The organism is Staphylococcus sp. SUC_1.2, assembly GCF_026222585.1.
Genome location: NZ_JANJPM010000046.1, coordinates 1 through 11,468, shown reverse-complemented (window position 1 = coordinate 11,468; position 11,468 = coordinate 1). Strand labels below are relative to the sequence as shown.

Genomic DNA, 11,468 nt, shown 5'->3' with positions numbered 1-11,468 from the left:
CGCACGACCCGTTGCAATGACTACTGTAATACCTTTTGATTGAGCATATTTAATCGCGTTAATATTTTCTTCTGAAATTTCATGTGCTGCATTTAACAGTGTCCCATCCATATCTGTTGCAATCAGTTTAATCATGCCGTTACCTCATTTCATTAGCTAAACTTACAGCTATTATATTTTAGAACATACATATTCAGTGAACATAATTACAAAATTTAAATTTGTTTTACCGTTCCTATTTTAACAAATTTACCATCTTTTGTACGATGATGTGTTTCTTTTAACTTTTTTAGCTCTTAAATCACGGAAAAATTGTCTCAATAAATTGCTACACGCTTCTTCTAACACACCCTGTTCAACAATTGCACGATGATTAAATTGTGGTTGTTGTAGTAAATCCATTAAACTACCACTGCATCCTCCTTTAGGATCCATCGCGCCATATACAACCCGTGGTATACGACTCATTACAACCGTTCCAGCACACATGACACAGGGTTCTAATGTGACATATAATGTACAATCTTCTAAACGCCAACTTCCTATGACTTTAGCTGCCCGTTCTATTGCTAAGTGTTCAGCATGAGCAGTAGGCTGTTGCAGGGTTTCTCTTAAATTATGAGCACGTGAAATAATGTCGTTATCTTTAACGATCACTGCTCCGATTGGAACTTCACCAAGCTGTCGAGCCTTTTTCGCTTCTTCAATTGCACATTTCATGTAAAATTCATCATTTGTCATATGTGTCATCCCTTACTTATGATAAAATACTCAATGTCTATTTTAACATTTGGAGATGTAATTATGAATAAACCATTTATTGCAATAGAAGGTCCGATTGGCGTTGGCAAATCGTCTCTTACTCATAAAATTAGCCAAACCTTTAATTATTATGAAGAAAATGAAATCATTAATGAAAACCCCTTTCTTTCTGATTTTTATGATGATATTTCAAAATGGAGTTTTCAAACTGAAATGTTCTTCCTTTGTAATCGTTATAAACAAGCACAAGATATTGCAAAAATTAATCAAGGTGTGGTAAGTGATTACCATATTTATAAAAATAGAATATTTGCCCGCAATACACTTAACGAATCAGAATTTGATAAATTCAATCGTATTTTCAATATTTTAACTGAAGATCTTGAATTACCTAATATGATCATCTTTTTAGATGCTGATTTAGATGTACTGAAACGTCGTATTGCTAAACGTAACCGTAGCTTTGAACATCAAATTGAAGATAGCTACTTACTTAATTTAAAAAAGGATTATTTATCATTTTATGAAACATTAAAAAACGAAGGTGCTAATGTGATTTTAATCGACACTTCTGATTTAGATTTTGTACAAAATAAATCAGATTATCAATTGATTTTAAATCAAATTAAACCCATGATAGGAGATATAAAATATGAATAATTACGGTATCCCTCAAAATGCAATTATTACAATTGCTGGAACGGTAGGAGTAGGAAAATCTACATTAACTCAAGCGCTTGCTGATAAACTCAATTTCAGAACTTCCTTTGAAAATGTAGACCATAACCCCTACTTAGATAAATTCTATAATGATTTTGAACGTTGGAGTTTCCATCTGCAAATTTATTTTTTAGCTGAACGTTTTAAAGAACAAAAACGCATGTTTGAATACGGAGGAGGCTTTATACAAGATCGTTCTATTTATGAAGATGTTGATATCTTCGCAAAAATGCATGAAGAACAAGGAACAATGAGTAAAGAAGATTTTAAAACTTACTCGGAGTTATTTGAAGCAATGGTTATGACACCCTATTTCCCTAAACCAGATGTTTTAATTTATTTAGATTGTGACTATGATGAAGTGATCGATCGTATTCATCAACGTGGCCGCGATATGGAAATGAATACTGATCCGGTATATTGGAAAAAGTTATTTAAACGCTATGAAAATTGGATTAACAATTTTAATGCTTGTCCTGTAGTAAGAGTGAATATTAATGAATATGATATTCATGAAAACCCCGACTCTTTAGATCCAATTATCGACAAAATTGCACATATTATTCAAACATATCGAAATGTAGATCATCGATAAAAAAAGAGACAGACTTTACTGTCTCATCTAGGCAAGAAGGACTAGAATTAAACATGGGTGTAAAACCATGTTTAATTCAGTTCTTGGCTGCCAATATGTTATAAATGTAGAAAATAACCATTATACTTTAATCTCTTTTTGTTTAATTATTTTGTGTATACTTTTTTAATACTTCTGGTACACTCACAGCTGTTTCAATCACGTAATCAGCATCCACAAGTTCCTCTTTTTTTGCGATACCACTTAATACACCAATGGCTAAACCTAACTTTGCATTCACTTTAGTCTTCATATCATTATTTGTGTCACCTACGATGACTACATCTTCCGGTTTAACATCATAATGATCAAAAAGTGGCTTAAGAACTTCAGGATTGGGTTTTTCAGCCGCATGCGCTTCAGTAGAAATGACTAAATCAAACGCATCTTTAGAATGTGTTTCTTCTAAAAATTGTGTCACTCCTTTTTCAGAGTCACTAGTCACAATACCAATTTTATAGCCTTCTTGTCGTAATGATTGAATCATATCATAAACGCCATCTATCCAGTTATTTTCTGGTTCACGACTATCTACTAATGCTTGACTTGTATCACGCGTCCATTTAGAAACATCTTTTCCAGATTCATCATTAAATGCATGAACAATTTCATCTAACGATCCTGAACCCATAACAGAATCCGGACTAATCGTATCTTTAACAACGCCTAGTTTGCGAAGCGTTGCTTCTTTATTTGCTACAGGAAATGTCTCTAGGAAACTATTTACCAGGCGTACGCCAATTTTTTCCCAACTATGATCAAATTCAATTAATGTACCATCTTTATCAAATAATATCCATTCCATTTATATATACACTCCTTATTTTGTATTTCATTGTAATATACATTGTTCTTTTAAGTATAGTAAAAGAACTGCTTAGCATAGGTTTATAAAAAAAGCCATACCTCTCTAGGTATGACTCAACTAAGAATATATAAAACTAGTTTTGAATAACGTTGGCATTACTATGCCTCAACGGGAATAAGACTATGTGTAAGGGAATAGTCTCTAAAAATATCATACATCACTTCATTTTTATTGTCTACAACAAGTTGATAAGTATCAACATTCTATTTCATTATATATTTATAATCTTACAGGTGCTATATTAAAAAATTCTACTTTTCCACAGTTTTTGCATTCTGTAATAAATGTTTTAATATTTGATGTTTCAGTATTATCATATCTCTTATTTAATGTATCTCAATGTTAATTCGTTATAATTTAAATTATATATTAAGAAACACGCTTCTTATTTAGTAACTATATCTAAATAAAACGCGTGCTTTAATAGTATTTAATGAAAATATATATTCAATTCGATTAGGGGAAAACAATTAATTAATTTCTCGGTTCACCATTTACAAGAATACCACTTACTAAATCATATACTTTTTTAATGAAACTAAAGATATCTAACATGGTTTTCATCTCCTTAAATATGTTTACAATTAATAGTTTAGTACATATTTTAATTTATAGGGGATTTCTGCCTAAATTGATATGATTCATGCTAAAGTGTCTTGATTTCCCTATTATTTCATATTAAATGTTGCGTAGAAGTCCAAATTATTCATCAAATTCCAAAAAAATAAAAAAGATGTATTGAAAAATAATAAAAAATTTGCCTTATTGCTTTTATATCTATAAGTGGTTTAATTAATAGATAATACGGTGATTATAATCTTCACTAAAAAAATATAAAATTCTATAAAATATCTTTGTAATATGCTATTGAGTAATTTTAACAATGATATTCATCATATCATTACTAAAAATGAAAGGATATATTCATGTTAATCGTTATTTTTATTTTATTCGGAATCGGAATTGGATTATTTATATTTAGTTTCTTCTTAGCACAAAATGAAGGACTCGCTTATAAAACAATTAGCCGAGGGTTTTCAGCATTATTTGTATCACTCGGTATATTAGCATTAATGGGGTATCTTATTAATTTTATTTCTTCACATTATTTAAATATCTAATTCCTTATATCTTCTATTCTCAAAAAAGTGGAAAGACATCATTTAAAGTTGTCTTTCCACTTTTTCAATTTACTTTATTTTATTATTGGTCTCTTGATGATATTTGAATCAAATATATATCGTATTAATTACTCTAAGATGATCCAAATCACGGATAAAAATTGGATTAAGGCAATCAAACAGGGCAAAATCATAGTTAGCATTACTTTCATTGAAACTTAGTCTTACTAGTGAGACTTTTTTCACATACAAAAAGGGGCTTTATACCCCTAAAGATCTATATCATTTAAATGAATTTCAAATGTTGAGATTACCTAAGTAATAATGGTATTAGGTATATGGTATTTGTAATAGAAGAAAAACACTAAGTCAAGGGTTGTCTTTTAGGTAATCTCATTACTTATTATTACATAATAAAATTTAATTATCTACATTACTTAAATAAAAAAATAATAATTTTTATATTTAAATATAATTAATTGTTAAAATGATTAAAATGTTTATCTTTATTTATAAAGGTTATAATTTAAATGGCAGAATATTTTGTTATAATATTTTGCTCCTTATTTATTTTACGTCACCACTCTTACTTAGTTCGACATAAGCTATGTTAAGAGTGGTTTTTTATGCAAAAAAGAAGGCAACCAACTTTTTGATGTGCTCCCAAAAGTTGATCTAAAATGAAAAATAACAAGCTAGAAACCACGTAGTCATAACGTTTCTAGCTTGTTTTTACAAGTTATTTATACTCCGGCACAATGACTCTCCAGCCATGTTTATCTTCTAATTTACCACTTTGGATACCAATATATGTGTCATATAATTTTTTAGTGATTTCTCCAGGTTCGTTATTATTAATCACAATTTCTCTATCTTCATATTTTAATGTACCTACTGGAGAGATGACTGCTGCCGTACCAGAACCAAATACTTCTGTTAATTCACCTTTATCGTAAGCTTCGAATAATTCATCAATAGATACTTTACGTTCTTCGACTTCATAGCCTAATTCTTTTGCTAATTCGATAATTGATTTACGTGTAATACCAGGTAAAATACTACCATTTAACGCAGGTGTTACTAATTTGCCATTTTCAACGAAGAAAATGTTCATACTACCTACTTCTTCAACATATTTTTGTTCAACGCCGTCCAACCATAATACTTGATCATATCCTAAGTTATTCGCATTCGTTTGTGCTAATAAACTTGCTGCATAGTTACCTGCTACTTTAGCAAAACCTACACCCCCACGAACTGCACGTACATATTCATCTTCAACATAAATTTTTGTTGATTTTAATGTATCACCGCCGTAGTAAGCACCTGATGGAGATAAGATAATTAATAATTTATATTTTTTAGAAGCACGAACACCTAAAATTCCTTCTGTAGCGAATACGAATGGACGAATATATAAAGATTGGCCCTCGCCTTCTGGTACCCAATCACGTTCGATATCAACAAGTTGTTTCAAACCATCTAATAATAATTCTTCATCTACTTTAGGCATTTCTAAACGCGCTAATGAATCATTGATACGTTTGAAGTTTTGATCTGGACGGAATAATACGACCTCACCATTATGTTTATATGCTTTTAAACCTTCAAATACAGCTTGACCATAGTGTAAACTTTGTGCTGCTGGAGAAATTTCAAACGGTGCATAAGGAATAATTTTTAATTCTTGCCAACCGCCTTTTTCTTCATCATAATCTACACTTAACATATAGTCAGTAAAATATTGCCCAAATCCAAGATTTCCTTCTGGTTTTTCTTTAAGTGTGTCACGTTGTTCAAATTTAACTTTTTCTGACATGTTGAAGCCTCCTAATATATTTCATGAATAAGATTTAATATAAATTATAGCAATCTCAGATAGTCTATTCAATAAATTTTCTAAAAATTCAAACAAAATAAAAAATGAAACCCTTTTCTTTTTTTATTCTTTAAAAGAGAGTCAAATTCCAAAGGCACCTTTTTAATTATGAACTTATGTCTTTTCTTTAATCGTTCGTATCATTGTTTCTGTCATTTTAGCCAAATGATACTTTGGATTAAAGCCCCATTCTTTTCGAGAATAACTGGTATCAATATTATCTGGCCATGTATCTGCAATCGTTTGTCTTACTGGATCGACATCATAATCTAAGGTGAATTCTGGAATATATTTCTGAATTTCTTTCTTAATCATCTCAGGTTCAAGACTCATTGCGCTTAAATTATAACCATTGCGTGTTACAAGTTTCTTACTATCCGCTTCCATAAGTTGAATAATCGCATCAATGGCATCATCCATATACATCATATCCATATACGTATTTTTAGCGATATAGCTCGTGTAGTGACCATGTCTAACCGCTTCGAAATATATTTCTACTGCGTAATCTGTAGTACCTCCACCTGGCTCTTTGACATGTGAAATGAGCCCTGGAAATCTTACACTACGTGTGTCGACACCAAAATTTTTAAAGTAATATTGGCATAATAATTCACCTGCAACTTTATTTATCCCGTACATTGTTGTCGGTTGTTGAATCGTATTTTGAGATGTGTTTTTCTTAGGTGTAGACGCACCAAATACCCCAATTGAACTTGGCATAAAGAAATGTAAGTCATACATTCTTGCAGTTTCTAAAGCATTTATTAACCCACCCATATTTAAATCCCAAGCCTGCAAAGGATTTTTTTCAGCTGTTGCAGAAAGTAATGCAGCCATATGCATAAGTGTATCTGCTTTAAAGTCTTCTACTACAGCCATCATTGCGTCACGATCTGTTACATCAAGTAATTCAAATGGGCTATCACTAATCAATGAATGTAGTTCTGGCTCACTAATATCAGTGGCTAATACATTATTTTTTCCATATAATTGTCTACATTTTAGTACCAATTCAGTTCCTATTTGGCCTAGTGCTCCTGTAATTACAATTCTCTTCATTGTCATTTCTCCCTTTGTTTTATATATCCTAATAGTGTCTTTTTAGAATTCCCCATATTCTTCGATTTACTATATTATAAAAATGCTTACATATATCATTAGATTGTACGTTAAAGTGATAATTTTATTCTTCTAATAAATTATTTGATTTAACTTACGTTTTATTTGTTAATTATTTTTAAAATTATCGTAAATTATTTTTTTCCTTCTTATATCTCAATGCCTATAGGCTACTATAAACTTGTTAATTATTTTTAAAAGGAGGCGAATATGAAGAAATATTTTGTATCACTCTTATTGATTTTCTTTATACAATAAAAATACCGTATCAGCCATGGCTACGTTATCACTGATACGGTATCTATTTTTTTATATAGTATATGGTTAATTAATTTGTTGAGCTTTTTTATAAAAGTATTGTGCCACCACTATATCTACAATAGCTAAACCTACTGATTTAAATACTGTCACTTCTTCTTCATCATCACGTCCAGATATTTTTCCACTTACAATATCTCCTAGTTCACCATGTAGTGATTGCTCAGTAATGATACCTTCTTCTAATGGTACTTTTAAATCACCTGTTTCTTCCATTGCTGCTTCTGTAGATTCAACAACTATTTTATTAGCAATCAACATCGTTTCTGAAGGTAGTTCTTGCATTTCAGGTTTAAATGAACCCACTGCATTTAAATGAACACCGGGATGTAATGAATGAGAAAATACCGGTTTATTTGAATTTGTAGCTGTCGCAACAATATCTGCGTTTTCCATGGCTTGATCCGCTTCATCGAAGACTTTTGTTGACACGTGATACGTTTGTTTCACAAATTCAGCCAATTTTTCAGCTTTAGCTCTTGTACGACTCGAGATATGAAGCATTTCAATATCTCTCACTGCTAATATCGCTGCAATGAGCCCCTCAGCTTGATCTCCAGCGCCAATCACACACAATGTTTTTGCATCTTCACGCGCTAAATATTTTGTAGCTACACCAGAAATGGCACCAGTACGAATCTTAGTTAAATAACTACCATCAAGTACAGCAAGGGTTTCTCCTGTATCATAATCACTTAGCAATACGGATCCAGTAATTGTTTTTTTATCTAGTTTAGGATTATTAGGGGCGAAAGTGACTGTTTTAATACCGACAATATTTAATTCGTCTGATAAAGCTGGCATCACTAAATATCTATTTTCTTTATTAAAAGGTAATACATAACGTAATGGCGTTTCCGTTTTTCCTTCTGAAAACGCCTGTAACGCGTGACCGACTTCTTCAATCACTTCTTTCATATCTAATAAGTTTTGTTGATCCTGTTCATTTAAAACGAGCATTTCATAGACCTCCACTGTTTGGATATTGTTAAACAATAGATTAGAAGTAGCAATCATCCATTTTAATTATTATATATTCTAATCAATTGAATATTAATATTTTTTATAGTTTTTATTAACTTATTATTGTGATGATATACAATTGATGATATCTTTATATTATAAATAAAAGGTACAATTTACATAGTAAAGTGCCTTGCGATTTCATAACAATATGAAACTATTTATAAACTTTTGACACCCATCACTTTTCTTATGAGAAAAGTGATTTTTTTATATCTTACTATAAATGATTGTTGTAATACCTGTATTTCAATCTATAACACCTTCATTATAATAGGTAGCTTTATTATCTAAAAATACTTTTAAACTGTGATTATAATATGTAAGTTTTTGGTCTGCTTCTTCGATGGTCATCCATTTTATTTCTGAAATTTCATCTTTCATTTGTATATCTATTACTTCATTTTGAATTGTAGCTTTAAACATAATAAATAATGTATGTACATTCATTTGAGTGGATTTACCTTCATTAATACTTACGATATCTCCAATCTTAGCATTAAGACCTGTTTCTTCCATTACTTCACGTTTCAAAGCTTCAACTAGTGTTTCTCCCTTTTCTACCTTTCCTCCTGGTAATGACCACCCCCCGCCATCTGTATTATTAACAAGTAATACTTTTCTTTCTTGATTTTGTATGAGTGCATATACGACTTTTAAATCTTTCACAGTTTCACCTTCCATCATTTAGAATTTCAAATCGACTTACTGGCTGACCGTTTTTTTTAATGTACGAATTAATTTCATATCCTCCATATTTTTTTATTACTTTTTGTGAAGCATCATTATAAGGATTACATGTCATTAATACTTTATGTATCCCCATTTTATTTAGTCTATTTAGTGCTTCTTCTAACATGCTTGAAGCATAACCATTTCCTCTGTATGGTTTGGCAACACCATAGCCTACATGTCCTCCGATGTTTTTTAATTTATCATTAAGTTCATGACGAATATTTACTGCACCAACAATATCATCATTTTTAAAATAAAATAATGTTGTAGAAGGAACGGTATTCATATTTACGGGTGGATGATGCAATTGTTCTACCATTTGTTCAAAAGATTGATAATGTGCGACATCAATATTAGATGGAATAATTTTCTCATTGTTATCATACCAATATTGTAAATATCGAATTAAACTTTCTTTATCTTTATACTCTAGTTTTCTTAATTCAAGCATGTATACACCTCTTTTTTACAATTAGTGTACCACTAAAAATGAAAAACAATCCATTTATACATTAAAACTAATAGATTACTCAAATTAATTAAATGTTTATTTAATAATATTTAACCCTTTTCTAACTTTTAATACTTTAAATGCTTGATCTAACATTTTTTAGTGCGTGCGACATAATCACCTACGACATCGATAGCTTTAGATAATGTACCGCTTTGGAAATCAATTTTGTCTTGTAAGCCTAAATGTTTTACTATTTCTGCGCCTTTATCTATCACAACTGAACCATGTGCCTCATCATTTCTCTTTTGTTATTGATTCATCATAATTTATTATCATCATAATCATTTTATGTTATAAGATAATTCATTTAATATTTGATAGTGTGTCTTTTATTAAAATTACAATGAGTGACTACTGAGTTTTAGTAGAATTTGTTATACTAAAGTTCATAATAATTAGGAAGAAGTGGTCAATGTGTTTGATTGGTTTCAATTAGCCAGTGAAAAAGAAAATAGAATGATTCAAATGCGTCGTTATATGCATCAATATCCAGAGCCTTCTTTTGAAGAAACGTGGACACATAACTACATTCTCAATCAGTTAAGTCATTTAGACTGTGAGATTGTGTCACCTGTAGGACGAAATGGTATCAAGGCAACTTTTAAAGGGAAAGAAAATGGTCCAACTATTGCATTTCGTGCAGACTTCGATGCATTACCAGTCCAAGAATTAAACGACGTTCCATATAAATCTAAAAACGATGGTTTTATGCATGCATGTGGTCACGATGGTCATACTGCTATTTTATTAGGTGTTGCTGAAATTGTTCATGAACATCGCCACTTATTAAAAGGAAATGTTGTATTTATTTTTCAATATGGTGAAGAGATTATGCCAGGTGGCTCTCAAGAAATGATTGATGATGGCTGTTTAAACGATGTTGATAAAATTTATGGTACTCATCTTTGGAGTGGTTATCCCACTGGTACAATTTATTCAAGACCAGGTGCAATCATGGCTTCTCCAGATGAATTCTCGATTACCATTAAAGGTAAAGGAGGACATGGTGCTAAACCTCATGAAACAATCGATCCAATTGTAATTATGGCTGAGTTTATACTAAGTGCTCAAAAAATCATTTCTCGTACCATCGATCCTGTAAAAGAAGCAGTATTAACCTTTGGTATGGTACAAGCAGGTTCTTCTGATAGTGTTATTCCAGATTCGGCATTTTGCAAAGGGACGGTACGTACATTTGATACAGAACTACAAGCTCATATTCAAGAGAAAATGGATAAATTATTACAAGGTCTTGCATTAGCGAATGATGTCACTTATAACATGGAGTATATTAGAGGGTATTTACCAGTTCATAATCATGAAGAAGCTTATGAAACAGTTAAACAAGCGGCAAATGATTTACATTTACGTTTTAATAAATCAGAATTGATGATGATTGGTGAAGACTTTTCACACTATCTAAAAGTCCGACCTGGCGCATTTTTCTTAACTGGATGTGGCAATGCTGATAAGGGTATTACAGCCCCACATCACAATCCGCATTTTGATATTGATGAAGCAGCATTTAAATATGCTGCAAGCGAATTTCTTAAAATCTTAGAACTTGAAAGCGTTTTTTAATTCTTTGTTAAATATGTATCGTAAACCTTAGAATATAAACGATTGAAACAGCTCATAGATAGTATTTATCTATGGGCTGTTTTATTAATATTTTTTACTAAATAAAAGTACAGTGAACTTAAGTCTTATTTTCAAATAAAAAAAGACTCCCAATAAGGGAGTCTTCTATATCAAATAATAAATTATTCGAA

The 11,468-nt window shown here is 30.9% G+C and carries 12 protein-coding genes and 1 pseudogene; 4 read left to right on the top strand and 9 right to left on the bottom strand.

All coding sequences use genetic code 11. The features are described from left to right. Together NR218_RS11805 and tadA are read right to left on the bottom strand one after the other, a co-directional pair. Nucleotides 1-135, bottom strand: a 135-nt coding sequence (locus NR218_RS11805) for an HAD family hydrolase (protein ID WP_265883423.1), incomplete at its 3' end; no start/stop codon positions are given. Nucleotides 136-249: 114 nt separating this feature from the next. After that, complete coding sequence (tadA, locus tag NR218_RS11800; protein WP_265848487.1) at nucleotides 250-741, bottom strand: tRNA adenosine(34) deaminase TadA; 492 nt, start codon at nucleotides 739-741, stop codon at nucleotides 250-252. Nucleotides 742-804: 63 nt separating this feature from the next. On the opposite strand from tadA, the gene NR218_RS11795 reads away from it, so the two are divergent. Beyond that, entirely contained in the window at nucleotides 805-1,422 is a 618-nt protein-coding gene (locus NR218_RS11795) for a deoxynucleoside kinase (protein ID WP_265848486.1), read from the top strand. Then, entirely contained in the window at nucleotides 1,415-2,077 is a 663-nt protein-coding gene (locus NR218_RS11790) for a deoxynucleoside kinase (protein WP_002449060.1), read from the top strand. The genes NR218_RS11795 and NR218_RS11790 overlap by 8 nt, the downstream gene beginning before the upstream one ends. Nucleotides 2,078-2,219: 142 nt before the next feature. Here the strand turns inward: NR218_RS11790 and NR218_RS11785 are convergent, their stop codons facing one another. Further along, entirely contained in the window at nucleotides 2,220-2,921 is a 702-nt protein-coding gene (locus NR218_RS11785) for an HAD family hydrolase (RefSeq protein ID WP_265848485.1), read from the bottom strand. A gap of 989 nt (nucleotides 2,922-3,910) precedes the next feature. On the opposite strand from NR218_RS11785, the gene NR218_RS11780 reads away from it, so the two are divergent. After that, nucleotides 3,911-4,105, top strand: coding sequence for a hypothetical protein (locus NR218_RS11780; protein WP_002449037.1), 195 nt, complete (start codon nucleotides 3,911-3,913; stop codon nucleotides 4,103-4,105). Between the two features lie 739 nt (nucleotides 4,106-4,844). On the opposite strand, the gene NR218_RS11775 is transcribed toward NR218_RS11780, so the two are convergent. The 6 genes and pseudogenes from NR218_RS11775 to NR218_RS11750 form a co-directional block, all read right to left on the bottom strand. Next, nucleotides 4,845-5,924 carry a branched-chain amino acid aminotransferase gene (locus NR218_RS11775; RefSeq protein WP_017175328.1) on the bottom strand — a complete coding sequence of 360 codons (1,080 nt, stop codon included), beginning with the start codon at nucleotides 5,922-5,924 and terminating at the stop codon, nucleotides 4,845-4,847. Between the two features lie 174 nt (nucleotides 5,925-6,098). Continuing rightward, the gene (locus NR218_RS11770; protein ID WP_049419853.1) at nucleotides 6,099-7,046 is read right to left on the bottom strand and encodes an NAD-dependent epimerase/dehydratase family protein; all 948 of its coding nucleotides are present in this window, start codon (nucleotides 7,044-7,046) and stop codon (nucleotides 6,099-6,101) included. 384 nt (nucleotides 7,047-7,430) lie between these two features. After that, nucleotides 7,431-8,384 carry an ornithine cyclodeaminase family protein gene (locus NR218_RS11765; RefSeq protein WP_019835792.1) on the bottom strand — a complete coding sequence of 318 codons (954 nt, stop codon included), beginning with the start codon at nucleotides 8,382-8,384 and terminating at the stop codon, nucleotides 7,431-7,433. Nucleotides 8,385-8,696: 312 nt separating this feature from the next. Further along, nucleotides 8,697-9,116 carry an NUDIX hydrolase gene (locus NR218_RS11760; RefSeq protein ID WP_019835791.1) on the bottom strand — a complete coding sequence of 140 codons (420 nt, stop codon included), beginning with the start codon at nucleotides 9,114-9,116 and terminating at the stop codon, nucleotides 8,697-8,699. 4 nt (nucleotides 9,117-9,120) lie between these two features. Further along, a complete protein-coding gene (locus tag NR218_RS11755; RefSeq protein WP_019835790.1) occupies nucleotides 9,121-9,633 on the bottom strand; it encodes a GNAT family N-acetyltransferase in 513 nt (170 codons plus the stop codon). Nucleotides 9,634-9,788: 155 nt separating this feature from the next. Continuing rightward, nucleotides 9,789-9,932: pseudogene (locus tag NR218_RS11750) on the bottom strand (8-amino-7-oxononanoate synthase); the annotation flags it as partial. A gap of 178 nt (nucleotides 9,933-10,110) precedes the next feature. Here NR218_RS11750 and NR218_RS11745 point away from each other — a divergent pair. Beyond that, complete coding sequence (locus NR218_RS11745; protein ID WP_048679841.1) at nucleotides 10,111-11,277, top strand: M20 family metallopeptidase; 1,167 nt, start codon at nucleotides 10,111-10,113, stop codon at nucleotides 11,275-11,277. Nucleotides 11,278-11,468 lie beyond the last annotated feature (191 nt).